This window comes from Paraburkholderia sp. D1E (genome assembly GCF_052682275.1).
Genome location: NZ_JBQYMB010000001.1, coordinates 5951659 through 5976818, shown reverse-complemented (window position 1 = coordinate 5976818; position 25160 = coordinate 5951659). Strand labels below are relative to the sequence as shown.

Below are 25160 nucleotides of genomic sequence, written 5' to 3'. Positions count from 1 at the left end.
GCTACCTGCCGCTCCAGAACCTCCGCTGAACCGCCATCACCTCGCCCTCCACCTCGACCACCGGACCGATCACCTCAACGGGTTTCTGGCAATGGTCGAACACATAGCGGCAGTCCACGCTCATGGTCGGATTCTCGGCATGATCGCCGGTCGCCTCCAGCAAGCGCTTCTCAGTCATGCCAAACACGACGCGGCCGATGTTGGCCCAATACATCGTGCCGGCACACATGCAGCAGGGCTCGACTGACGTGTACAACGTACAACTCCACAAATACTCCGGCGTGAAATTCAACGCCGCCACGCGAGCCAGCACCGACTCGGCATGATTCACCGTGTCGACGTTGCCCTGCTCCATCAACACGGTCTCCTGATCCGGGCCGACCAGCACGGCGCCGAACGGGTGGTGCCCCAGCAATGTCGCCCGCTCGGCCACCCGGCTCGAATGCCGTAGATGCCGCACAATCTGCTCGTGCGTCGGCGTTAAACCCTGCGGCGGATAGGTCGGCGCCACTCCAGCAGCATCGGCACCGGTCGGGACGGTAAGACTCACGTGCAATCTCCTTGAATAATAGTTAGGCAAACCAATCAATTCGTTACTTCGGCAGCGAACCGTCCACGCCCTGCACGAACCAGTTCAAACGCAGTAGTTCCGCATCGCTCAACGACTTGCCGGCAGCAACCTTCACCACGCCGGACTGATCCGCGATCGGACCGGCAAACGGGTTGAACTTGCCCGAGATGATGTCGTCACGCTTCTGGTTCAACGCCTTTTGCGCCACCGGCGACACCGCGTCCGTGTTGATGTTGGCCAGATCGATCGCCTTCTCTTTCAGCCCCCACCATACCGGCGAATTGTTCCAGGTACCCGACATCACCTGCTGCACCAGATGCGTGTAATACACGCCCCAGTTGCTCACGCATGCGCCCAACTGTGCATTCGGCCCGAACTTCTTCATGTCGGAATCCCAGCCGAATGCATGCACTTTTTTCTGTTCGGCCGTCTGCATGGTCGCAGTCGAATCGGTGTTCTGGATCAGCACGTCAGCGCCCTGGCCGATCAGCGTCTCGGCGGCCTGCTTTTCGCGGCCCGGGTCGAACCAGCTGTTGATCCACACGACCTTCACCCGCGCATTCGGGTTGACCGAACGCGCGCCCATCGTGAACGCGTTGATGTTGCGCACCACCTCCGGCACCGGCACCGAGCCGACAAAGCCGAGCGTGTTGGACTTCGTCGTATAACCGGCGACCAGACCGGCCAGGTAGGCGCTCTGGTACGTGCGCACGTCATAGGTGGCGAAGTTGGCGGCCTTCTTGTAGCCGGTCGCATGTTCGAACACGGCGTCCGGGAAGTCCTTGGCGACTTTCAGCTCGAAATCCTGGAAACCGAAGCTCGAACCAACCACGATCTTGTTGCCCTTGGATGCCAGATCGCGAAACACGCGTTCCGAATCCGCCGACTCCGGCACGTTCTCGACGCGTGTCACCTTGATCTTGTCACCGAATTTCGCCTCGACCTCTTTCACACCCTGCTCGTGCGCGTAGGTCCAACCGGCATCGCCCGGATTACCGAGGTAGACGAAGGCGATACCGAGCGGCTGTGCGGTCGCTGCGGCTGCGGTCGCGGCGCTGAACGCCAGAGTCGCGCCGAGTAATGCGGCGAGAGCGGTCCGGACGGTTTTGATGCGCAATGAGTGATGCAGCGCTCGCGCCAGCTTTGTTTTCATGAATTCTCCGAAGATGGTTTCCAGGTGAAGTGCCTGCCACAGCGCTCGCTCGGGACACGCCCGGGCACGGCTCCAGCATAGAGGGCCATATTCGAAGGTCAATTTCAGTGGAAAAATTAGTATTCGTTATCCCGCCCATAACGAATCCGGTATTTTGGTGCCCAGGAAACGTGATCGATATCTTCGAAGGAGTACGTCGGCAACATGGGACGGCAAGCGCGCACCACATCCGGATGCTGAAGGCGCAGCCGTCTTCCTCGCGCCGAATTCATCTGCTACGCGCATTTGCAACTCAATGAACCTGGGGCGGCGGGTCTGCCGGCTCTTCGTCAGGCGCGTCGCCCTCGCCGAACAAGTCCGCGCACAAAGCCTGGCCGGTCTCGCTCAAGCGCGCCGTGCCCGTGCCTTCCTCGTTGAACGTGGTGTCCACCAGACCGCCGTCGACGAGTGCCGTCAACTGTCGCCGCAAGCCGCTCATCGGCACATCCGCCTGCCTGGAAAGTTTGGCGAGCGACCACGCGCCGCCAGGCGTTTCCTGACAGGCGCGCCACAACTGCGTCAGGATGGCGACCAGTACCGGATCGAGTTCGTCGTCTTCCATTGTGAATGTCTCCTCGTTTTCCCCATGCCCTGCCAGGCGCCATCAAGCCATGTGCGCCACCAGTTCGCCCAGCGTCTTCAATGCCGCCTCGGTCTGCGCCGTCCACGGATAGCTGTAATTGAGCCGGATGAAGTGGCGAAAGTCGTCGCGCATCGAAAACATCATGCCCGGCCCGATCGTGATGCTGCGCGCGAGCGCCGCCTCATAGAGCCGCATCGAATCGACACGTTCAGGCAACTCCACCCACAGCACGTAACCGCCTTGCGGCGTCGACATGCGCGTGCCCGCCGGGAAAAACCGCTGCACAATCGCCGTCATGATGCTCGCCTGCTGGCGGTAGAGCTTGCGCACGTGGCGCAGATGCCGGTCGTAGCCATCCTGCCGGAGGTAATCGGCGACGGCGACTTGCGGCACCGAGGGCGTGGTCAGCGTGTTGAGAAACTTCAGCTTCTCGACCTGCGCGCGGTAGCGCCCCGGCATCGCCCAGCCGATCCGGTACGAGGCGGTCAGGCTCTTCGAGAACGACGCGCAATGCAGCACCAGCCCCCTGGTGTCGTAGTTCTTCAAAGTGGACGGCCGCGCCTCGCCGAAGTACAGCTCCTGATAGACATCGTTCTCGATGGCAGGAATCTCGTGCGCGGCGAGCAGTTCGACCAGTTGCTGCTTGCGCGCGTCCGGCATCTGGAAACCGAGCGGATTCTGGAAGTTCGGCATCACCATGCACGCGGCGATCTTCTGTCTGGCGATGACCTGGGCCAACGCCTCGATATCGATGCCATGGACCGGATGCGTCGCCACTTCGATGGCGCGCATGCCGAGACGCTCGATGGCGTGCAGCATCGCGTAGTAGGTCGGCGACTCGACGGCGACTGTGTCGCCCGGTTTGGCGACCGCCTGCAAGCTGAGGTTGATCGCCTCGGTCGCGCCGAGCGTGATGATGATTTCGTCGGGATCCACAGGCACGCCGTTCTCGGCATAGCGCCGCGCAATCTGGCGGATCAGCTCGGGATTGCCGGGCGGCAAGTCGTCGATCAGGTTCCAGCTCGCATGGCGCCGGGCAATCGCGTTCGCGTACTGATTGATGCGCCGCCACGGGAACAGCGACGGATCGGGATAAGGCGAGCCAAGCGGCACGGCGTCGTGCGCGCGGATGCTGCGCAGGGTCGACAGCACGAGGCGGCTCACGTCGACCGCGGCGGCCACCGGCGGAGTTTGCGCCGCCGGCTGGCGGCTCAAACGCGGCTCGTCGAGCGCTGCTGTCGTCGCCGCCGCGTCGCGCACGAAATACCCCGACTGCGGACGGGTCTCGACAATCCCCCGGCTTTCCAGCAACGCATATGCGTGCAACACGGTCTTGATACTGACGCCATGCTGCTGGCTCGCCTGCCGCACCGACGGAATCCGCTCGCCCGCCGCGAAAACGCCGCGGCGCACGGCTTCGGTCATTTCATCGGCGAGTTTTTCGTACAGTTTCAAGGACCTGGATCAAACGAAAGCGTGGGCGGGATCGTCAGTCTATGACAAATATCAAACAACTGTACTCCTCCGTTTTCCGATTTTCTGTATGCTGCGCTGCTTTTGGAACACAGTAGGCTTCTCTGCATCGGCATAAAAGCCTCGTCCAAGCCACATCCGGCAGCAAGATCATGAAGAAACCCGAAGCCCGCATCGAACCGTACACGCACCCCGCTGCCGGTTGGGGCGCGCTCAAATACGTCGCCATCAACCTGCTGAAGGAAAAGGTGACGGGCGGCGACTACCGCATGCTGCTCAAACAGAATCAGCCGGACGGCTTCGACTGCCCGGGTTGCGCGTGGCCGGATCGCGAACATGCGTCCACCTTCGAGTTCTGCGAAAACGGCGTCAAGGCCGTGGCCGCCGAGGCGACCAGCAAGCGCGTCACGCCGGCGTTCTTCGAACAACACACCGTCGAAGAACTGATGGCCCAGTCGGATTTCGAGTTGGAACAACACGGCCGCCTGACCGACCCGCTCGTCTACGACGCCATGCGCGACCGTTACGTGCCGATTGGCTGGGACGAAGCCTTCGACCTGATCGCCGCTCACCTGAAACGACTCGACAATCCCGACAGGGCCGCCTTCTATACCTCGGGCCGCGCCAGCAACGAAGCCGCGTTCCTGTATCAGTTGTTCGTGCGCATGTACGGCACCAACAACTTCCCCGACTGCTCGAATATGTGCCACGAGGCGACCAGCCGCGGCTTGCCGCACACGGTCGGTATCGGCAAGGGCACGGTCACGCTCGACGACTTCGAACACGCCGATACGCTCCTGATCTTCGGCCAGAATCCGGCGACCAACCATCCGCGCATGCTCGGCGAACTACGCGAGTGCGCGAAGCGCGGCGCGACCATTGTGTCGATCAATCCGCTGAAGGAACGAGGGCTCGAGCGCTTTGCAAGCCCGCAGCATCCGGTGGAAATGATCACGATGGGCAGCACGAAGATCAGCTCCGTGTTCATCCGGCCGAAAGTCGGCGGCGATTTCGCCTTGATCAAGGGCGTCGCCAAACGCGTGATCGAACTCGACGACGAAGCGTTGGACTCAGGTTTGGAACGCGTGCTCGACGTCGCGTTCATCGCCGAACACACGGTCGGTTTCGATGCGTTCGCCGACGATTTGCGTGCCGAAAACTGGGACATGATCGTCGCCGAATCGGGTGTGCCGTTCGAAGACGTGCTGAAGCTCGCCGACATCTACGTGAAGGGCCGCGCGGTGATTTCGACGTGGGGCATGGGCCTCACGCAGCATAAGAATTCGGTGCCGACGGTGCAGATCCTGTCGAACCTGATGATGATGCGCGGCAATATCGGCCGCCTTGGCGCGGGCTTGTGCCCGGTACGCGGGCACTCGAATGTGCAGGGCGATCGCACGGTCGGCATCGAAGAAAGACCGACTCAGGAGTTTCTCAACCGGCTCGGCGAAGTCTATGATTTCGAGCCGCCGCGCGAGCATGGCCTCGACGTCGTCAACACGATCCAGGCGATGCTCGACGGCAAGGTGAAGGTGTTCATCGGGCTTGGCGGCAACTTCTCGATCGCGACGCCGGACACACCGCGCACGTGGGAAGCGATGCGCTCGTGCGACCTGACCGTGCACATCACGACCAAGCTGAACCGCAGCCATCTCGTGCATGGCCGCGACGCGCTGATTCTGCCGACACTCGGCCGTACTGAGATCGATCTGCAGAATGGTGTGGCGCAAGGCGTGAGCGTCGAAGATTCGATGAGCATGGTGCACATCTCGTACGGCATGAACAAGCCGGCCTCGGAAAATCTTTTGTCCGAGATTGCGATCGTCGCGCGGATGGCACGCGCCACGCTCGGCAGCGACAAGGTCGACTGGCTCGCACAGACGGCCGACTACGCGTTGATTCGCGACGGCATCGCGAAAGTGATCGATGGCTTCCACGATTACAACGAGCGCCTGAAGCACCCGGGCGGTTTCCACCTCGGCGTCGCCTCGCGCGATCGCATCTGGAAAACGCCGAGCGGCAAAGCGCAATTCCTGGTGCATGCGATTGATGTCGACACGCCGATTCATCAGGCACGCGCAGAGCATGGCGAGCGGTTGATGACCTTGATGACGACGCGCTCACACGACCAGTACAACACGACGATCTACGGCCTCGACGACCGTTATCGCGGCGTGTATGGACAGCGGCGCGTGCTGTTCGCCAATAAGGACGATCTCGCGATGCTCGGCTTCGTTGCGGGCCAGCGCGTGGATATCACGAGCGTGTGGGCCGATGGGATCGAGCGTCACGCGGCTGGGTTCCTGCTAGTGGAGTACGACATTCCACGTGGATGTCTCGGCGCTTACTATCCGGAGACGAATCCGCTGGTGCCGCTCTCGTCGGTCGCCGATGGCGCGGGGACGCCGACTTCGAAGTCGATTCCGGTGTTGCTGACGGCGTCGGCGATGGAGGCGGCTGCTGCGTGAGGGGTCTTGCGTCACAGTTGGCGGGTGCCGCCCGAAGCTCCGCACCTGATTCACGTTGGCCCCCTCAGCCTCAAATGGCAGCGTTGAATGCTGGCAAAAGCCCCATTCTATCCAGCGCGTGTCCGAATTCAGCAAACCGCTTTTCCCGATATGCGGGCACATCAACGTCCGCATAATCGTAGAAACCGCGCCCATTGCGCAGTCCGTCACGGCCTTCGCGCATGTTGTCGCTGACGATTTTCGCCGGCAGAAAGCGCGGATCGATTGCGCGTGCGAGATAGTGCGACGCATAGTTCAAGATGTCGCAACCGCCCCAGTCGATGAATTCCAGCAGACCCAGAACCGAGAAACGCAGGCCGAAGCCCGTACGGATAGCGATGTCGATATCTTCCGCGCTGGCGACACCCTCCTCGACCATGCGCGCGGCTTCGTTCATCGCGAGCGCCTGAATACGCGGCACGATGTAACCGGCAGACGGCGCACACACCACCGGTACCTTGCCAACCCTGCGCAGCAACGCCACAACGCGCTGCACGGCCGCCTCACTCGTCACGTCGCTGCGGCTCACCTCGACGAGCGGCATCAGATGGGCGGGGTTGAGCCAGTGCGCGTTGAGCACCCGCCGCGGATGAGCGACGATCTGCTGCAGTTCGGTCACGAGAAAAGTGGACGTGGTCGACGCAATCAGCACCTCAGCGCCCACGTGTTCACACAACCATGCGAATGCGGTCTGCTTGGCCTCCATGACTTCCGGCACGGCTTCGAAGACGATCTCGCCCGCAGCAAGCCCGGCGCGCGCTCGCTCGCGATCCACGATGCCGATGCGAGCCATCGCCTCGGCCGCCTGCGGATCCGTGATACGGCCGACGCTCACCTGCGTTTGCAACTGCCGCGCGATGTCGCCTCGCGCTGCCGCGGCGAATGCAATACGGGCCACTGCGTCGCGATCCTTGAAATCGATCAGGGTGACGTGCAACCCCGCGTACGCGAACGCAAGCGCGATGCCTTGGCCCATGCGTCCCGCGCCAAGGATATGGACATGCTGGATAGCAGCGGCCGCACTCATTGCGCAAAGCCTCGTTCAAGCAGGGCCGTCATCGCTTCTCGCGAAAGCGAAGCGATGCCCAATTGCTCCAGCGTACGGCCTTCGCCATACAGATCGCGCTCCGACACCGCACTCGCCACATTCAGCAAGCCTTCGGCCACGGGTGTCGGCACGCCGGCCCACCGTCCAGCCGAGACGAGAAACGACAGGCCGAGCCGCGTGTCCTCCAGCATGTAGCGGTGCGTCTTCAGATCGATGTCCTCGCGCCAGTCGCCACTGTCGGTCAGCTTGCCATGCGCGCCTCGACCGTACATCCACTCATCGCCCTCGCTGGCGTAGTGGTCTGCGAGCGGAAAGTGCGGCGCGCCGTAGCCGAGCGCTTCGCGAACCGCGATACGTTCGGCATCGAGCGCACTCGTCACGCGGCGGATCGAAGGCTGGGTGCCTTCGTTGTGAATGTCCCAGGCGTCGAAATGTTCGAGCGGCCCCGCATTCATCATGATCAGCGGCGGGTGAATCACCGGCCCTGCGTTCATCAACGCGCCACTCAGCGCATCCTCGATGGGTTCGACCGACGGATAGCCATCCTGGAGCACGGGGAACGCCCAGCCGGAAAACCGCGCGGGGAACACGCCGGTCGGCAATCGGGTTGCATAGGCGCTCACCACGACGTTGTCTTCACCGTGCTTGCGAGCCAGATACGGCAACGTGCCTGTTTCGGCGAGTGCCACCTTGCTGGTGTTGCCGGCCTCGTGCATCGCCTTCGCGAACACATAGCTGCCGAACGTGCCCGGCGGCAGGAAGACGACCTGATCGTCCGCGAGGCATGGCGCGAGTTGCGCCGCCAGCGCTTCGTGCGTTGTGGACGGCAACGGGATAACGACTAACCGTGCGCCCTGTACCGCCTCAGCGAGGTCGTCGACGAGGCGCACTGCGCCCTGCGCCTCGCCAAGCGGCACACGCCGTTCGCCCCGAAAATCCTTCACATTCAACGCGCCAATTTCGCGCAGTCGCGCCGCGGCGCTCGTGTCGCGTCGCCACCACGTCACCCGGTGGCCCTTTTCCAACAGGTCGATCACGGCCGCATAGCAGCCGTGGCCGCCGCCCAGTACGCTGACATTCATCACAGTTCTCCTTGTTCGATGGCTGCCAGAGTACGTGCCCACCCGCACAAAAACGCTTCACGCCGCGCAATCCGCATTCAAATCCGGCAACTCGATGCTGCGCACCAGGACGCGCGATGAACAATTCGCCATCCGGGTCGCCCCGTTCTTGCGCGAACAATATGGTCATCGCATCATGAGCGCGCTACCTACTGCACGGCTCGAGGCCACGAATGGACATCGCGATTTCACGCAAGACCCGTAACCGGCTTATCGCTTCGCACGCGCGTGAGGACATCGAACGGGAGGTGTCGCAGGTGCTGTGCCCACACAGAATGGAAGTCGCGGATCGCGGACCGCTCAACGCGGAGTTGTACCGTGTCGCCCTCTATCAGGCGACGCTTCTGGAACTCCACTACGGCAGCGAAACGCACATCGACGCGGGCGATATTGGGGATCACTATCTGTTTCGCACCACGCTAAGCGGTCAATGCGCGCTGGAATCCGGCAGCGAACGCGTCTCGTTGCGCGCGGGTGGCCTGAGCGTGTCGTCGCCTGCGCGTGTGAGCCGCATCGTCACGGATCGCGAATGCCGCAACCTGCTGCTGCGTATCGACCGGCAGGCACTTGAAGTCAAGCTCGCCGAGATGCTCAACGACAGCGTCAGACAGCCGCTGGTATTCGACCTCGCGGTGGACGGCGCACATACCGGCACGACGGTCTTTTTTTCGACGCTGCGTTACCTGTGCGATCTCTGCGACCAGTTCGACACGCCGGCACATGAACGGATTTTTGGCCGGGATCTCACGCAGTGGCTGATGACGGTACTGCTCAGCCAGCTTCCTCACTCATACAGCGCGGCGCTTGCGAAAGAATCCTCCGCGCCGCTGCCGGCCCACGTGCGCCGCGCGCGCGACTATATCCACGCGCACCTCGACGAATCGCTCCGCATGGACACGCTGGCGCGTGCAGCCGGCGTATCGGCGCGCACGCTGCAAAACGGCTTCAGCCAGTTTCTCAATACGTCGCCGGGTGGCTATGTCCGCGAACGACGGCTCGAGGCAGTCCATCGCGCACTCCAGGCCGGGCCGGAACGATCGGTGACCGACATCCTTATTGAACATGGCGTGAACAGCTTTGGGCATTTCGCGAAGGCTTATGCGCGACGCTTCGGCTGTCTGCCATCGGCAACCGCGAAGCGCCGGATGTGCAACTGACCCGGTGTTCGCAAAACGCCTAACGACCTCATGCCAACCAATCCCCCTGCCCCCTCTGACGTCACGCCGCCTGCGCACGACCTACGAGCCTTCATGGATGCCGGCGACGCGCCGCGCGTGCAGGATCTCGACCTCAACCTGCTGAAAGCGTTTCACGCGGTACACGTCGAGAAGAACGTCAGGCGCGCGGCGTTACGCCTGGGTGTGACGCAGCCGTCCGTCAGCCATGCGTTGAGCCGCCTGCGGCTTGTGTTTCGTGACGCCCTGTTCGTGCGCACACCCGGCGGTGTCGAAGCAACGCCGCGCGCGCAGCGCCTGGCGGGCTCGATCGACCGCGTCCTGCGCATCCTCCAGGACATGCTCGATGAAGGCGCGCAATTCTGCGCAGCCACCTCGCGACGCGTGTTTCGCCTGCATATGAGCGACTTTGCAGAAAGCGCATTTCTGCCGACGCTAATGCGCGAACTCAGCGCCCGTGCGCCGGACGTGATGGTCGAAACCCATCACATTGAGGACAGCCAGTTCAACGTGGCGCTCGAATCCGGCCGCATCGACTTTGCCCTTGGGCATTTCCCGCACGCATCAAGCCACTTTTACCACAGTGAACTCCTCCATGAACGGTACGTACTGCTGATGGCGCGGCGCGTGGCACAGCGACTCGAACTGGATGAACACTACACATTGGGCGCGAATGTACCCTCAGGGCTGCATTTCATCGCGGTCACGTCACACCCGCAATCGACCGAATTGCTCGAACGTTATCACCTGACGGCGCGCGTGCGGATCGCCGTGCCGAACTTCATGGTCGTGCCGGCGATCCTTAGCCGCTGCGATTACGCGCTGATTCTGCCGCGTACCGTGGCGCGTGCCTTCTCCGCGCTCGGCGAGTCCGCCGTCTTCGAGATCGACGATGCGGGCACGTGGCCCGTCAACGCGTACTGGCATCGGCGTTTCGATGCCGACCCCGGCCACCGCTGGCTACGCGGGTTATTGATGGAACTCTTCAGGATCGGCACCGCCGAGCCATTCGACAGTTGGCTCGGCGCGCCGCTCAATCTCAACCCGGAAGGCTTGCACAGCGACTAGCCGCGTCACATTCGGCGTTTGAAGCGGAAGCGGATGCTTCGCCTAGAACGCCGTCATGATGCCTGCAACCACCGAACTCGCGGTAGCGCCCGGCTTGGCCACGGCTACCCCGCCGCCCGCCGCGCCGTTGACCGTGAACGTCGCATGTGCGCCGTTGCGGATCATGGCCGCGCCCGTGTAGAGCACCGTGCGCTTCGACAGAGGGTAGTCGTAGCGCACGCCAAACGAATCCGCATTGCCTCCACTGTCGGCGACCTTCCGATAATGGCCGTAACTCAGCAGAACCTGCGACCGCCCCACCGGCACGGTTGCGTCAAGTTCAAACAGATCGCTGTGCGGATTCGAACTGGTGGCATTCACGCCGGCCGCGACGTCCGGTCCACCGCGATGGCGCATGTAGATGAATGCCGGTTTGAAGAAGCCGAAGTCGTACGACACGCCGCCGAGCGCGTAATTGCCGGCAGCCGTCGGACTGTTCGCGTTCAGCGTCGCCGCACTAGCCGGGCTGAAGGTCTGCTGCATGTAGTCGGCGTCGATCGACAGATTGCCGTTCAGGTAGTTGAGCGACGCCCCATAGGTGTCTCCGAGCGTCGACGGCACATTCTGCGCACCATTTGCACCGCGCGCGGCGATCGCCCGGAGCAGGAACCCGCCGAAACGCGGCGACGTGTACCTCACGGAGTTGTTCACGCGCAGGAATGCGGGTCCGACAAAGTTGTTCGCCGCGTTGCCCCACGCAAGCCCGGCGCCATCTCCAGGCAGACTGTACGTCACGAACGAGGTATGCAGGATCGTATAGTTGACGCCCGCCTGCATGGCGCCGAATGGCCCGGACAGTCCGACCCACGCTTCGCGCCCGAACAGCGCGCCGTTGTTGCCGAGCGTGCCGTTGGCCGAACTAAAGCCGTTTTCAAGCTTGAAGATCGCGCAGTAGCCACCGCCGAGATCTTCGCTGCCCTTCAAGCCCCATTGCGTCGCGAAGATATCGCCGCTGCCCATCCGCACTACGTGGTTGGGGCCGAAATTCGTGTACTCGATCGATGTATCAATACGTCCATACAAGGTCACGCTTGATTGCGCCAGCGCGGGCGTCGCTGCGACGCATAGCAGCGGCGCGCACCATTTCCAGTTAATCATTCCTGTGGTCCCGGCGAGAGTCTGATTTTTATGGGCCGAGCGGATTTGGACGCTGCGGCGCTTGTGTTTCCCGCCTTCCCTAAGGACTTCGTTTGATCGAGCGGAAAACGAAGCGAGTCTAGGAAGACCAATTTCGAGCGTCGATCAACTCATGCATATAACACTTATAGACCGCACGAATGATGTGCCTCGCACACCGCATGGCGCTCCTCGGCGCCTTATGTGGCGGGCCTTTTAGCGACTCACCCTGGGAAAAGCCTTAGCTTCCCAGGGGAATGCCGCCGTGTGCGTGCAGGTATTGCGCATAGGTTTCGGAATTTTGTTTACGTACGCTGCATCTCCGGAACGCCACCGTAGCGGACTCTTCTCATGCAGGACGTGCGCATACGCGCGCTGCCATGCGCCGTCGAACACCGATTCCCGGAGAACCCAGATGACCGTATCAACACGCAGCAAACCTGCGGGCAAGCGCTATACCTACGAATGGTATGTGGTCGTGATCTGCATGCTTGCGTATGTCTTTTCCTTTATCGACCGGCAGGTGCTTGCGCTGATGATCGAGCCGATCAAAAAGGATCTGCATCTGACCGATACGCAGTTCAGCCTGTTGCAGGGCTTCGCGTTTTCGCTCTTCTACGCGGTGATGGGCATGCCGCTCGCCTATCTCGCCGACCGCTTTGCGCGGCCGCGCATCATCGCGACAGGCATCGCGCTATGGAGTCTGGCCACCACTGTCTGCGGCGTCAGCCAGAACTTCCTTCACATGTTTCTGGCGCGGATGAGCGTCGGTGTGGGCGAAGCCGCGCTCTCGCCGGGAACGTATTCGATGTTGAGCGACTACTTTCCCAAGGAAAAGCTGGGGCGCGCAGTCGGCATCTATTCCCTCGGATCGTTCATTGGCGGCGGGATCGCATTCCTGATCGGCGGGTACGTGATCAACCTGCTGAAACAGATGACCACCGTCTCACTGCCGCTCGTCGGCGACGTGCGCTCGTGGCAGTTGACCTTTTTCATCGTCGGGCTGCCTGGCTTTCTTATAGCCCTGCTGTTTATCCTGACCGTGCGCGATCCCCAACGTAAGGGGCTCATGCAGGACGGCGCCGGCAAGGCAAAGCGTGTGTCGATGGGCGACTCGCTGCGCTTCATCCGCAAACATGGCAAGACGTTCTTCTGCCATTACCTCGGCTTTTCCTTCTACGCGATGACCCTCTTCTGCCTGATGAGCTGGACACCCGCGTTCTACATCCGCCGCTTCGGGCTTACGCCGGTCGAAGCCGGCTACACGCTCGGCACTATCCTGCTGATCGCGAATACCGTCGGCGTGTTCTGCGGCGGCTGGCTCAACGACTGGCTGATGAAGAAAGGCCGCGCAGACGGCCCGATGCTCGCTGGCTTCATTGGCGCAATCGGGATGCTGGTGCCGGCGGTCGTCTTCACGCAGGTCGGCAGCCTGACCGTTTCTCTCGGGCTACTGGTGATCGCGATGTTCTTTGCGTCGTTCCCGATGCCTACTTCGACTGCCGCGATGCAAACCCTCGCACCCAATCAGATGCGCGCGCAGATTTCAGCGGTGTTCCTGCTGGTCTCGAACCTGATCGCGCTCGGAATCGGCACCACTCTTGTTGCGTTATTGACCGACAAGGTGTTCGGCTCGCCCAAAGCCGTCGGCAACTCGATGTCCATCGTCAACCTGGTCGCCACACTGCTGGCCGCCGTGCTGTTGTGGTTCGGCTGCAGGCAGTTCCGCCTGAGCCTGGCACGCGAACAGGCGTACGCGGATTCAACCGGCGCGGCGGTGGATCAAGCTGCAGCAGAGGTCGCGTATGCCGCCCGTACGGCGCCGCTCGCAACCACACGAACCTGATACGTAGCGAAACACGTGCTTACCGCTCAGGTCTGGCTTTTCCTCAGATCGCGGTACGTCAGATACAAGCGCAGATCAAATTCGATCTGATGGTAGCCCGGTTGCATGAACTCGCAGAGGCGGTAGAACGCCTTGTTATGGTCGCTTTCTTTCAGATGGGCGAGTTCATGTACAACGATCATTTTCAGGAATTCCGGCGCGGCGTCCTTGAATAGCGAGGCGATGCGGATTTCTTTTTTTGCCTTCAACTTGCCGCCCTGCACACGCGAAATGCTCGTGTGAAGGCCGAGCGCATGGCGCACGACATCGAGCTTGCTGTCGTAGGTGACTTTGTCGATCGCGGCTCCCGTGCGAAGGTGTTCGCGCTTCAACTCTGCGCAGTATTCGTACAGCGCTCTATCTGTTTGCACTGTGTGCGTGCCGGGGTACCTCGCGCTTAGATAAGCGCCGAGTTGCTCGTCGGCAATCAGCTTCTGGACTTTTTCCTGCAGAGACGCTGGATAGCCGATTAGGTATTTCAATTGCTGCATGGTGATTTTTGCTGGTCGCAAAGGGTCAGGGGCGTCGCGACCAGCACACAGTGAGTGGCATGGCCGGCGGTCATCTTCAGCCGCCACGCCATGCGTCGGTCTACGCTATCGCAGCGTCACTCTCTGCCCGGCCCGGGATCGCTCCTGCTCGGCCGCCCAGTCTCGACGTGACCCGCGAAGCGCCGCATGACCGGGTCCGTCGAATCTCCTCCGGTCGTGCTGGCGGAAATCGTCAGATCGTACCATCCGTGGCTCGAACTCAACTCCCAGTGATCCTGAACCGTATCGCCGGGTCGCAACGTGTAGTGCCGCCCGTGGCCGTGGCCATACGCGTTGTCGACCGTCGCATGACACGTCGCATTGCCGCTGTTGCGCACCTCCAGATAGATGTGCCGGTTTCGCACGTCGTAGCCAATGCGCGCTTCCGGATTTGCATGCCGGCCATCCGTCGCGAGTTTCGTATTGCCCTGGAACTCGCAAAGATAGCCGTTCGGCCCGTACACCGCGAGATGGTAGGCGCCCTGCGATGCCGAGGTGCTCCAGTAATCCGACAGTTTGTCCTTCGCGGAAACGGTGTAGCGGCGCGGCGTGTCGGTTGGACGCAGCCGGTCATAGACGTAGAACGCCGCGCCCACCTCGCCGGTGTTGGCGAAGTCGAGCCATACGTTGCCGTCATGCCCCGCGACGCGGCTGTTGACGTACATCTCATACGGCAATGCGCGGGCGCGCCGCGTTCCGGGTTCCTGCACGGGCATCGTCTGCTGGGCCGGCACCTGGTACGCCAGCCCAGATGAAGAGATGTGCTGCGGCACAGTGAAGCTCACCGCCTCGGTATCGGGACGCCCGGAAAAGTCGAACGCCGACGTGAGATCGCCGCACACCGCACGGCGCCATTTGCTGATGTTCGGCTCCGCGACGCCAAAACGCGCTTCGAGAAATTGCAGCACGGATGTGTGATCGAAGACCTCCGAGCAGACCCATCCGCCTTTAGTCCACGGCGAGACGACAATCATCGGCACGCGTGTTCCAAGGCCGATCGGCTGAATGCCGCCAGGATCCGCGCCAGGTACGAGCGGACTCTTTTCGCCTGGGTATTTGTCGAGATCGAGCAGTTCGTCACCGAGGCTCGCGAGCAGATCGCCCGACACGATGCCCTGCCCGTTGACGCCGCTCGTCGTAGGTGGCATCGGCGGAACGACGTGGTCGAACAACCCATCGTTCTCGTCGTAGTTGATGAAGAACGCCGTCTTTGCCCAGACGTCGGGGTTGGACGTGAGCGCTTCGAGAATCATGTTGATGAAGAAGGCACCGTCGGTGGCGCAGGCCGCAGGGTGCTCGCTGTACTTGTACGGTGACACGATCCAGGATACCTGCGGCAGACGGTCGTTCTGCACATCGGACTTGAATTCGGCGAGCGTGTGCTGGGATGCGCCCTTGTCGACGAGTGGGCCGCTCGCACCCCCCTGCACCTGATAGCGGGCGAAGAATTCCAGGGAGTTGTCGGTGAAGTTATCCGTTGGATCGCCAGGAATTCCTGTGCCGCCCTGGTAAAGCTTCCAGCTGATGTTGTTCGCTTCGAGCCGCTCCGGATAGGTCGTCCACGTATAGCCATTCGTGCCGTCCCGCTCGCCGAGGCCTGGACCGTTCGGCTTCGTGCCGTATGCGTTGCGGGCATCGATAGTCCCCGTCCACAGATAGATACGATTGGGCGCGGTATCGGCGTTCACTGAGCAGAAGTACGAGTCGCACACGGTGAACGCTTCGGCGAGCGCGTAGTGATACGAAAGATCGTGGCGCTTCAGATAACCCATCGTCAGCACGTCCTGCTTCTGGTTGACCCACTGATCCCATTTCCCGCCATTCCACGCGAGGTGGCCGCTGCTCCAGCCGTGATCGGTGCCCGGCTGGAATTCGCTCGTCCGCGCCGGATCGAGATAAAAAGGCATCACGTACGGCGCGGCTGGATCGAGGCCGCGCGCGTTGTAGCGTTGCGTTTGCACCGTGGCGGGCGGCTGTTGCCACACAGGTGCGCCGTTGGGCAGCAGATGCGGACGCGGATCGTTGAACCCGCGCACACCCCGCATGCCACCGAAATAGTGATCGAACGAACGGTTCTCCTGCATGAAGATCACGACGTGCTCGACGTCGTTGATCGTGCCGGTGCGCGATGCCGCGGGCATGGCGAGCGCCTTGCGGATCGCCGGGGGAAAGCCTGCATAAGTGGCAAGCGCACCGGCCGACGTCGCGGCAAGGCGCAGGAAGTCGCGTCTGTTTTTAGAGGACATGAGAAACCTGGTGATGTGGGAAGAGGCGATGCAGGGCCCGATTCACGGGTCAGTTGGCGGCGCTCGCGCCAGAATCCGGCGCCCAATGCACGACGGGCGTGCCGGACGATGGCTCCTGTGCATTTGCGTCAGAAGCGGGCGTCTGGCTGTTAGCGGCAGGCGCGGCCGACGAACCGCTGCTGCCGTCCCCGCAAGCCGCCAGCGCGACCGTGAGGAGCAAAGCCGCGCAGAGCGCAGCCGATCTGAGTCTGTGCATGGTTGAATGGTCCAGTCGTTTAGAACACCCCTATTAATACTTGCCGCACATGTCGCGGACTTGACCAGTTCCCCGAGGTTTCCTGGGTAGCCACCCAAGCTTTCTGGGGTAAAGGTGGCAGCGCAAACCTTTGCGGTCGTTGAGATAGAGACCGTTTCACATGCTCGACATAACGCGCCGTTAAGCTGAGGGGTTGTGAAAATGAAGGAGACGGAGTTTGTACGATCAGCTGAAAGCATTCCACGCGACCGTGCAACAGGGCAGCATCACGCGCGCAGCGAGGCATCTCGGCCTGAGTCAGCCGACCATCGCGGCGCAGATCAGACAACTCGAACAGACCTACGGTGCGGAGTTGTTCTATCGCAGTGGACGCAGGCTTGAAGTGACCGAGACAGGCGTCAAGCTATTGCCCGTGATCGAGAAAATGATCGACCTCGAAGCACAAGCCGGGACGACGCTGCGTAATGCAGGCGGCTTGTTCGAAGGTCATCTGCGGCTCGGGGCGACCGGGCCGTACTACATCATGGATGCGATCGGCCGCTTTTCGGAGGTCTATCCGACAATTGAGTTGACCTGCCGGATCGGCAATTCGGAAGAAATGCTCAATGCGTTACACGAATTCCGCATTGATCTTGCGGTGTCCTCGCAACTCAACGCTGCTGAAGGATTGGCGCGGCGTGTGATTTCAACGGATCCACTGGTGCTGGTCGTCCACCGCACGCATGCGCTGGCACGCTTCACCGAGATCGACGCGTCGATGCTGGGCGAGGTGCGACTGCTGATGCGCGAAGATGGTTCGGTGACACGTCAGCGCACTGAAGAGATCGTTGCAGCCGCGGGGGTCGCGCCACCGCGAGTCGCGGAGATCGGCAGCCGGGAGGCCATTCGGGAAGCGATCCTGCGTGGGATCGGCGGCAGCCTGTTTCCGCTCGGCGAGGTCGAAAAACATCCCGATCTGTGCGTGCTTGGCTTGCGCGGCGTACGCACGACGATCGACGAATACATCTATTACCTGAAAGAACGCGGGCAGAGTCCCGCGATTGCCGCTTTTCTTGCGTGCATGGCACGAGATAGCAGCGTTTGATTTCGTACGGAACGGCTTCTTGGGGAGCCGGACTCTCGATGAGAAGAATTCAACTGAGGTTGTCTTCGCAATCCGCCCACAGCCGCAGTGGATCGCGGTGGCCAGGATACTGCTTGTCCAGCCATGCCGAAAGCCTCGCCCAATCGGGGTGGTTTGTCCCGGTCTGAGCAGACCAGATCGACGACCTCTCAAGAATGTTTCCGTTCTCGCGATCACGCACGACCAGGCTGCCGAGACCGCTCGAGCTGTTCGCCTGCGATTCGACCCTATACCGCGGCAGAAGTCTCACTTCAGCATCCTCTGCCCAGCCGTACACGGCTCGGACCACGCCGGTCGCGTCCCTCAATTCCACTGCACCGCTCGGGGGCCGAATGGCCGCCCAGCCCTCAGGAAATTCTGCGACAACCTCATTGCCGCTTTCCCTGACCCATTTCATACGCCATGCCTTCTCCATCGCCTCGCGCACGTGCGGCACCGACTGATATCCCGGAGGCAACTCGATCGCTGTCGGCAAGGTGACGAGATTATCTTTCCACAACGATGCCTCGTCACGATCACGTCGCGCGATTGGCTCAGATACTTTTTCTCCGAACGGGTTGTCAGGCCGGCTCGCAAGATGGGTGCCGCTTTGCTGCAGGTCGGGGAAAAGATTGTCCGCATCCTGACGCGTCCGTTTTGGTTTTCCGTTTTTCATGGGTCTCTCCGCTGAAAGGCACTCTCAAGTACGACCAATTTACATTAATCGTGAGCTTGAGGTGTCTCTTTCACCGGGCGACAGGCAACGCGTATTGCTCGAGCCACGCGGCAAAGCCCTGACAAATCTCGTCATTCGCGCGGCACGCCGCTGCCGAAGCATCGAAGAACCCAAAGAATGGATGGAACATATCGTCGAATCGGTGCACCTGCACCGGAACGCCGGCGGCGCCAAGACGTTCCGCATAGGCGAGTCCTTCCTCGCAAAGCGGGTCGTGCCCGGCAACGGCGATCACCGCGGGCGGCAACCCTGCAAAATCCGCAGCGTGCAACGGCGATGGCGGAAACATCCCCGCCTGTGCCGAGTTTGCCCCCATGTAAAGCCGCGAAATATCCCGCAGATCCGACGGCGACAGCATCGGGAAGTCGCTCTGTTTTGCTTCGATCCGCGAGGTATCACGAGCCAGATCGACACCGGGCACCACGAGCAGTTGTGCCGCGAGACGCTCTCCCCGATCGCGCAGTGTCAGAGCAGTCGACGCAGCGAGGTTGCCACCCGCGCTCTCCCCTGCCACCGCGACGCGCGACGCATCGCCCCCCAGTGCCGCGACGTTGCGAATGGCCCATAGCGTGGCCGTCAACGCGTCATCATGGGCGGCAGGAAACGGGTGCTCCGGCGCCAGCCGGTACTCGACAGATACCACAACCGCGTTCATGTCCCGACATAGCTTGCGTGCGATGTCGTCCATCAACTCGACGCTGCCGAGCACGAATCCGCCGCCGTGGAAGAACACCACCGTCGCCAACCCAGGTTGCGCATCTTGCGGACGATAGACACGCACCGGCACGTGGGCACCGTCGAACCCGGCAAGCGCATCTTCGACCACGCCGACGATGGGCAACGCAGACCGTTCGCGCGCCGCCATGATGGCGCGCCGCATTCGCTCGCGGGCTTGCTCAGGCGTGCCGGAAAACGGCGGAGGTGCGTTAGCGGCACGCATGGCCGACACAATGCCAGCCAGTTCAAAATCGAGCGGTAAAGGCATGGCGGCGTCTCTCATTGCAATCCGAGAATGTACTGTTGGGACGCCCGCGCGCGCTGCCGTAGCGCGTCGAGGTCGACATCCAGCATGTGGCCATGCCGCTTCACAGCCCGGCCCGCGACAAAGACCGTGTCCACGTTGCCCGGATGAGCGGCCAGCACAACAGCCCCCACCGCGTCGGAAACCGGCGTGAGATTGAGGTCGTCGCAGCGGATCATGATGATGTCGGCCTGTTTGCCCGGCGTGAGCGAACCGACTTTGTGATCGAGACCGTTCGCTCGCGCACCCGCGACGGTGGCAAATTCAAGCACGTCGCGCATCGACAGCGTGGCCGGTGCATTCGGAACGCTCGAATGGTTGCCCCCCATCCACGAGCGGTAATAGGCGAACGCATGCCGCATCTGCGTGAACATGTCGCCTGCGCATTTTGTTTCGGTGTCGCCGCTCAGACTGGGCCGGATGCCAACCGCCAGCAGTCGATCTAGCGGAATGTCGCCGATGCCCTGAGCATTCAATTCGCAATGCACGCCGAGCGAAGCGCTGACCCCGGCATCGGCCATCATCGCAATCTCATCCGCGCCGCAAAAGCAGCAATGCACGAACGTCAGGTCGTCGCTCAATACACCGGCGTCGTGCATCTGCGTAATGGCCTTCACCGACGCGTTGCGCGCGTACGCGCCCATGTGGATGGTCGAGCGGATGTCGAGTTCGCGGGCGAGTCGCAGATCGGCAAGCCAGACGTCGCGACGCGCCATTTCGGGGCCACGCGCCGCCATCGCTAGCGTGAGCAGTTGATCGTCCGACGAGAAGAACCGCTCGCGCAGTCGCCGGATGTCATCGCGGTGGCCGCGCTGGCTGTCGAACATCCACGAAGCACCGTCGACCAGCGGCCAGCCGTGGGCAAACACGCCGCGAATGTTCGCATCACGCAGGCCTAGAATAGCCGCGTCCGAATGTTCCGGAGTGTTCTGCACGTGCGACCAGTCGAGCATCGTGGTGATGCCGCCGTCCAGCGCGGAAACGGCACCGAGCATCGTACCAATGTAGACGTCCTCCGGCCGGAACGCGGCGCCTTTGGCGCCCAGCATCTCGGCGAAGTAAATCTGCGGATCGATATCCGCATAGCGATGGCGCACGCAGGTTTGCCACGTGTGGCGATGCGTATCGACAAACCCAGGCAGCACGATCATGCCGCGCGCGTCGACATGCCCGGCATCGGGAGCGTCGATGTGGGGCTCGACGGCAATGATGTCCTTCCCCTCGACGAGGATGTCACCTTTACGCAGGTCGCCGATAGCTGGATCCATACTCAGGATCCAGCCACCTGTCAGCAGAATTCGTGGTTCGTTCATGATGTCACCGCTTGAGCCATTTGCCGATTTGCGCTTCGGCTTCGCCGGCACGCGCCACCTCCGTGCTTGCCCATGCCACGTATCCATCCGGACGGACCAGCAGTGCTTTCACGCCATCCATCGACGCGGGGATATGCGCGGCACGCACCGGCAATACCGTGACCGGCAGCCCGGACACATCGAGTGCCCCGAACTGGCGGCTGAATCCTTCGAGATCCAGCAACACGAAGTGCCGGCTTCGCAAAGTCTCCGTCACCGCGACGGAACGTCCGTCAAGCAACACGAGATCGAAATCGGGACAACGCAGGCCCGTCAACGGATGGCTATCCGCGTCGCGCGGATAAGGCGCTTCCAGACCGCATAGCTCCAGCACCAGTTTGCGTTGCACATCAGGCAACGGAACGATGTGCTCCTGCATCCGACGCTTGAGCGCCACCGCCTCGGGCTCGAAGTTAAACTGCAGCACGCACTGCGCCTTCACGCTGTCGAGCAACGCATGCATGACGGGAAGACGTTCCGTGTCATAAGTGTCCAGCGTGGCCACATCCGCGACGCCGTTGATAACGTTGGCGAGTTTCCAGCCGAGATTGAACGCATCCTGCAAACAGAAATTCATGCCCACGCCGCTTGCCGGGTAATGAATACGCGCGGATTCGCCAACGAGGAAAGTACGTCCCAGACGCAGGCTCGGCACCGCGCGCATCTGGTCGTCGAATCGTGATGCCCAGCGATACTTCTCGATGCCGTAATCGGTACCATGCACATCACGAATGCACTGCAGTGCTTCCTCGAGCGTAACGGGCTCGTCTTTCGGCGCATGGCGGCGATCACGATGCACGATATTGAATCGGGTAATCCCCTCGCCAAAGGTGTAGCCGCGCACCCAGCCCATTTCGTTATCGACATTGATCCGTCCGCCCGGCCACGGTGCTTTCAACTCGGCGTCGAGCACGATGCCGCGGAATGTGCCGGAACGCCCCTCGAACGGCAGGCCTACTTTCGAGCGCACGGTACTGCGGCCGCCGTCGGCGCCGATCAGGTAGCGCGCGTGCAGCGTCGAGATGACACCGGAGGCATCGGCCACATCGACCTCAACACTGTCTGCATGCTGGCGGACGTCCCGCACTTCGGCGCCACGCTGCACCTTCACACCGCTTTCCACCGCCCAGTCCCACAGGATCTCTTCGGTCAGGTTCTGCGGCAAGCCCAACGTGAAGCCAAAGCGCGTTTCCAGATACTTCCATTCGATAGGATGGAAGCCCGCCCAGATATGGGACGGACGGAATGGGTACTCCGCAATCTTGCGCGTTTTCTCGATGAACCTGTCCGCAATACCTCGCGCATCGAACAGCTCAAGCACGCGCGGCAGGATCGTGCCGGCGCGTGACTGGACACCTTCGGTACGTCGCTCCAGCACCAGCGTTTTGACGCCCGCTCCCGCCAGTTCCGCAGCAACCGTTAGGCCCGACGGACCGCCGCCGGCCACAATGACATCCCACTGCATCGTATTTCTCCATCTGCCTTGTGAATTTGGATCCTGCATCGCGATCCTGTAATGCCGGGCCCGACCGCGGTTATGTGATGAAAGCGCCAGACGGGCCCCTCGACTTAAAAAAGATGCGTCATCCCGGCCTCGAGCTCCAGTTGTCGTGACGACGACGCCGGCGCCTGGTTTCGAAGCACCGCCAGTTGTCCGCTGCCTGCTATTTGCAGCACGCCAAGCAGGTAAAGGCTCGTGCGCTTCGAAAGCGCATAGTCGAGATGGGCATGAACCTGGTTCCATTTGTAGGTGTCCAGCTTCGTGTATGAATAGCCGCCACCGATGCGCATTTGCGTCGTGATGTATTTGTACGCACCGACATCGATGGACTGCGCCGTTTCCGATTGGCCCGCGGCCGTCAGGTGCGTATAGCTGTAGTTGCCCATGACACGCACCGTGTCGCCGGCGTAGGCCACGCCGATCGTCGTCGTGTTCTGGTTCTGGCTAACGGTCCGCGAGGGATTGGCGCTGAAATTGATACCGTACAGCTCGCTCACACCTAGCCTGGTATACGGTGCGTACGGCACGCCATCCACCGATTCCCAAACGAGCACGGACTGGAACGGGCCGCTGGAAAAGCTGGCTTCCGCGCCAACGGTACGACCCGTGTTGGTGGTCGAACCCTGCTGCCCGAACCCATACTGAGCGCCAAACTGAAGCGCGCCACCGAACACAGGCGATTTGTACTTGATCAGGTTGTTGAGCGAGTTACCCACGGTCCGGTCCAGATTGCCAGGATGGGTCGCCAGAAAAGAAGTGAAGCGTTCAGACGTGAATGGAACAAGATCGGCAAGGAGGTCATACATGGAGCCCAGCGTGACCGTTCCCACCTTGTTTGATTTCAGACCAAGGTAGCTTTCGAAAGGCGAGCTCGTGCCATTGTTCAGAAAGGCGTACTGGCTCAGCCGGAAGAACGCCGAGCTATCCGTATCCAGTTCCTCCCTGCCCGATATTGCCCAGAACGGCACCGCATGGGATCCGGTCATCTGATACAGGTTGCTCCCCTTGCCCGCATTGTTGCTGTACGCAATGCCCGTTCCGAGCAGACCCGAAAGGGTCACGCTAGACTGGGCGCAAGCAGTACCTGAAATAGCCATGTACATCGTTATACTAATTAATAATTTTGTTTTCATTTCCATGTCTCCTTACCTCCTCCATAAACCCCGCTCGAACACGATCGCTATAGCTGCGATTCGCAAGCCGGACAGGGATCAGACCAATCGTTGTATGGAGTAGCGATCTTCTGCAACTCTTCTGACCGACGGTTCAATTTTCGTCACGCGTCGCCGATATGAACGTGCAATGCTGCGGGGACACCCACGCCGTCCCAACGAAGAAAGTTGCGATAAAGCACCACGGCAGCCCAGAGCGCGACGGCGCCCGCGGCGGCGAATACCGAAGCCATCGCCTGGGGCAACGCATCGTGGCCTCCCCCAAAACCATGCTGGCTGACCAGTGCGATCAACGTGGGAGAACCGCCTTGTCCAATCAACCCGTTCAGAACGAGGACGATCGCCATAACAGCGCCCACGATCGACGCAGGCGCGGTTTTCGCAACGACCGTCGAAGTGACTGCCATAAACGTCCATGAAAACAGCACCACCAGGGCATCGACGATCCAGAATGCGGTCACCGACCCGATCAGGCACATCGTGACTGTCAGCGCTGTTACAGCGATCGTCACGAGCACGCCGACACGTGCAACGCCCGCCAGGTTTCTGCCCCCTTTCCGGTCCATCGCCATGCCGGCGAGCCACAGACCAAGCGGGCCCATGGTCAGTAACAGGCCGCCCTGCATCAGGCCGATTTCGCGCAGACCGAGGTGAAAGCGGCGTGCGGTCATGGTCGGCATCCAGCTCCCGAGGCCGAACGTGATCATCGCGTGAGAGACGGCGAAGATGAACAACGGCAGAAATATCGCCCGATTGACGACCAGGTAACGGCCGATTCCCGACAGACCGCGGCTTGCATCCAAGGATGCTTCCTGTTGCCGCCCCGGCTCCTTCGCAAGAAAAATGAGCAGACTCATGGGCAGCCCGACAACGCCGATCAGAAATAACGTGACCTGCCACGGAGAAACCGTACCAATGAAAGGAATCGAGCGGATACCCGCGGATTGAATTGCGCCCAGCAATGGACCACCCAGTACGAGCGACAACCCGGTTCCGAGCATCAGCGACATGGTGTACACGGACAATGCACGTGCCCGGCGCTGTTCGTCGACCCCGTCGCGAATCAACGAATAGGACGAAGGCGGAATCAATGCCTCCGCACCGCCGACGATAATTCGGGCCACGAGGAGCGCCACGAACGCCGACGCGACTGCATTGGAAGCCACGGCAAGCGACCAGATCGCGACGCCCACGGCAATGACAACGCGCCGGTTGAATCGATCCGCCAACCAGCCGGACGGCAACCCAACCACAATATTGGCAACGGCAAATGCCGCGCCGATAAGAAGGCTGATCTGGACATCGCTCGCGCCAAAATCCCGTTGAATTGGCCCCACCATCAGCACGAGAATGTTCTTGTCGATCTGCGCCAGCATGCTCACGACGGTCAGGCAGGCAACCAGCCCCCACTGCCGCAGAATTGAATTGCGGTTACGGCGATCCTCCATATTCTCTGTCTCCGAAGG

21 protein-coding genes are annotated in these 25160 nt (G+C 61.5%); 5 read left to right on the top strand and 16 right to left on the bottom strand.

The genetic code is table 11. The features are described 5' to 3' along the window. Position 1: 1 nt before the first annotated feature. The 4 genes from ACUN0E_RS26945 to ACUN0E_RS26930 form a co-directional block, all read right to left on the bottom strand. Positions 2 to 550 (bottom strand): nucleoside deaminase, encoded by a 549-nt coding sequence (locus tag ACUN0E_RS26945; protein ID WP_445568496.1) that lies wholly within the window; start codon positions 548 to 550, stop codon positions 2 to 4. Positions 551 to 593: 43 nt separating this feature from the next. Then, positions 594 to 1724: a BMP family ABC transporter substrate-binding protein gene (locus ACUN0E_RS26940; RefSeq protein ID WP_445568495.1), complete on the bottom strand. Its 1131-nt coding sequence runs from the start codon at positions 1722 to 1724 to the stop codon at positions 594 to 596. Positions 1725 to 2016: 292 nt separating this feature from the next. Next, positions 2017 to 2325 (bottom strand): winged helix-turn-helix domain-containing protein, encoded by a 309-nt coding sequence (locus ACUN0E_RS26935; protein ID WP_408391781.1) that lies wholly within the window; start codon positions 2323 to 2325, stop codon positions 2017 to 2019. Positions 2326 to 2367: 42 nt separating this feature from the next. Next, positions 2368 to 3801 carry an aminotransferase-like domain-containing protein gene (locus ACUN0E_RS26930; RefSeq protein ID WP_445568494.1) on the bottom strand — a complete coding sequence of 478 codons (1434 nt, stop codon included), beginning with the start codon at positions 3799 to 3801 and terminating at the stop codon, positions 2368 to 2370. Positions 3802 to 3971: 170 nt separating this feature from the next. Between ACUN0E_RS26930 and ACUN0E_RS26925 the strand changes: the two genes are divergently transcribed. After that, positions 3972 to 6287, top strand: coding sequence for an FdhF/YdeP family oxidoreductase (locus ACUN0E_RS26925; protein WP_445568493.1), 2316 nt, complete (start codon positions 3972 to 3974; stop codon positions 6285 to 6287). 70 nt (positions 6288 to 6357) lie between these two features. On the opposite strand, the gene ACUN0E_RS26920 is transcribed toward ACUN0E_RS26925, so the two are convergent. Next, the gene (locus tag ACUN0E_RS26920; protein ID WP_445568492.1) at positions 6358 to 7353 is read right to left on the bottom strand and encodes a 3-hydroxybutyryl-CoA dehydrogenase; all 996 of its coding nucleotides are present in this window, start codon (positions 7351 to 7353) and stop codon (positions 6358 to 6360) included. Continuing rightward, on the bottom strand, positions 7350 to 8456 hold the full coding sequence (locus ACUN0E_RS26915) for an NAD/NADP octopine/nopaline dehydrogenase family protein (RefSeq protein ID WP_445568491.1): 1107 nt from the start codon (positions 8454 to 8456) through the stop codon (positions 7350 to 7352). The genes ACUN0E_RS26920 and ACUN0E_RS26915 overlap by 4 nt, the downstream gene beginning before the upstream one ends. Before the next feature lie 212 nt (positions 8457 to 8668). Here ACUN0E_RS26915 and ACUN0E_RS26910 point away from each other — a divergent pair, with 212 nt between their 5' ends. Then, the gene (locus ACUN0E_RS26910) at positions 8669 to 9652 is read left to right on the top strand and encodes an AraC family transcriptional regulator (RefSeq protein ID WP_408227409.1); all 984 of its coding nucleotides are present in this window, start codon (positions 8669 to 8671) and stop codon (positions 9650 to 9652) included. 30 nt (positions 9653 to 9682) lie between these two features. Further along, entirely contained in the window at positions 9683 to 10738 is a 1056-nt protein-coding gene (locus tag ACUN0E_RS26905; RefSeq protein ID WP_445568490.1) for a LysR family transcriptional regulator, read from the top strand. Positions 10739 to 10780: 42 nt separating this feature from the next. Here ACUN0E_RS26905 and ACUN0E_RS26900 read toward each other — a convergent pair whose 3' ends face one another. Next, positions 10781 to 11875: a porin gene (locus ACUN0E_RS26900; RefSeq protein ID WP_445568489.1), complete on the bottom strand. Its 1095-nt coding sequence runs from the start codon at positions 11873 to 11875 to the stop codon at positions 10781 to 10783. A gap of 433 nt (positions 11876 to 12308) precedes the next feature. On the opposite strand from ACUN0E_RS26900, the gene ACUN0E_RS26895 reads away from it, so the two are divergent. Continuing rightward, a complete protein-coding gene (locus ACUN0E_RS26895; RefSeq protein WP_408508492.1) occupies positions 12309 to 13739 on the top strand; it encodes a spinster family MFS transporter in 1431 nt (476 codons plus the stop codon). A 26-nt stretch (positions 13740 to 13765) separates the two neighbouring features. On the opposite strand, the gene ACUN0E_RS26890 is transcribed toward ACUN0E_RS26895, so the two are convergent. From ACUN0E_RS26890 to ACUN0E_RS26880, 3 genes are all read right to left on the bottom strand, one after another. Further along, positions 13766 to 14269, bottom strand: coding sequence for a YgjP-like metallopeptidase domain-containing protein (locus tag ACUN0E_RS26890; protein WP_445570525.1), 504 nt, complete (start codon positions 14267 to 14269; stop codon positions 13766 to 13768). Positions 14270 to 14385: 116 nt separating this feature from the next. Beyond that, positions 14386 to 16554, bottom strand: coding sequence for a phosphocholine-specific phospholipase C (locus tag ACUN0E_RS26885; RefSeq protein WP_445568488.1), 2169 nt, complete (start codon positions 16552 to 16554; stop codon positions 14386 to 14388). Positions 16555 to 16603: 49 nt separating this feature from the next. Continuing rightward, the gene (locus tag ACUN0E_RS26880; protein ID WP_408227424.1) at positions 16604 to 16810 is read right to left on the bottom strand and encodes a hypothetical protein; all 207 of its coding nucleotides are present in this window, start codon (positions 16808 to 16810) and stop codon (positions 16604 to 16606) included. A 217-nt stretch (positions 16811 to 17027) separates the two neighbouring features. On the opposite strand from ACUN0E_RS26880, the gene ACUN0E_RS26875 reads away from it, so the two are divergent. Then, positions 17028 to 17894, top strand: a complete 867-nt coding sequence (locus tag ACUN0E_RS26875) for a LysR family transcriptional regulator (protein WP_445568487.1) — start codon at positions 17028 to 17030, stop codon at positions 17892 to 17894. A gap of 49 nt (positions 17895 to 17943) precedes the next feature. On the opposite strand, the gene ACUN0E_RS26870 is transcribed toward ACUN0E_RS26875, so the two are convergent. From ACUN0E_RS26870 to ACUN0E_RS26845, 6 genes are all read right to left on the bottom strand, one after another. Beyond that, positions 17944 to 18588 (bottom strand): hypothetical protein, encoded by a 645-nt coding sequence (locus tag ACUN0E_RS26870; protein WP_408227430.1) that lies wholly within the window; start codon positions 18586 to 18588, stop codon positions 17944 to 17946. 70 nt (positions 18589 to 18658) lie between these two features. After that, the gene (locus tag ACUN0E_RS26865; protein WP_445568486.1) at positions 18659 to 19633 is read right to left on the bottom strand and encodes an alpha/beta hydrolase; all 975 of its coding nucleotides are present in this window, start codon (positions 19631 to 19633) and stop codon (positions 18659 to 18661) included. Between the two features lie 11 nt (positions 19634 to 19644). Further along, on the bottom strand, positions 19645 to 20982 hold the full coding sequence (locus tag ACUN0E_RS26860; RefSeq protein ID WP_445568485.1) for an amidohydrolase family protein: 1338 nt from the start codon (positions 20980 to 20982) through the stop codon (positions 19645 to 19647). Between the two features lie 4 nt (positions 20983 to 20986). Further along, positions 20987 to 22486: an FAD-dependent monooxygenase gene (locus tag ACUN0E_RS26855; protein WP_445568484.1), complete on the bottom strand. Its 1500-nt coding sequence runs from the start codon at positions 22484 to 22486 to the stop codon at positions 20987 to 20989. Between the two features lie 104 nt (positions 22487 to 22590). Beyond that, positions 22591 to 23655: a porin gene (locus tag ACUN0E_RS26850; RefSeq protein WP_445568483.1), complete on the bottom strand. Its 1065-nt coding sequence runs from the start codon at positions 23653 to 23655 to the stop codon at positions 22591 to 22593. Between the two features lie 143 nt (positions 23656 to 23798). Beyond that, positions 23799 to 25142: an MFS transporter gene (locus ACUN0E_RS26845; protein ID WP_445568482.1), complete on the bottom strand. Its 1344-nt coding sequence runs from the start codon at positions 25140 to 25142 to the stop codon at positions 23799 to 23801. Positions 25143 to 25160 lie beyond the last annotated feature (18 nt).